Source organism: Sabulibacter ruber (assembly GCF_017355955.1).
GTDB lineage: Bacteria > Bacteroidota > Bacteroidia > Cytophagales > Hymenobacteraceae > Nibribacter > Nibribacter ruber_A.
Genome location: NZ_JAFFID010000209.1, coordinates 1 through 244, shown reverse-complemented (window position 1 = coordinate 244; position 244 = coordinate 1). Strand labels below are relative to the sequence as shown.

Genomic DNA, 244 nt, shown 5'->3' with positions numbered 1-244 from the left:
CTGGAACAGACGCTGCATCGAGCCCTGGCCCACGCGAACGAGCGCAGGCACGAATACGCGACGCTGGAACATCTTCTGCTCGCGTTGACCGAGGACTCCGATGCCACTGCCGTCTTGCGCGCATGCGGTGTCGATCTGGACCGCCTGCGTGCCGAACTGTCGGACTATCTCGACAACGAGCTTGCCAACCTGATCACCAACCGGCCCGACGACGCCAAGCCCACGGCCGGTTTCCAGCGCGTCC

Annotated in this window: 1 protein-coding gene; it reads left to right on the top strand. The window is 64.8% G+C overall.

The features are described from left to right. Positions 1 to 244, top strand: a 244-nt coding sequence (locus JT719_RS25075) for a Clp protease N-terminal domain-containing protein (protein WP_207436495.1), incomplete at both ends; no start/stop codon positions are given.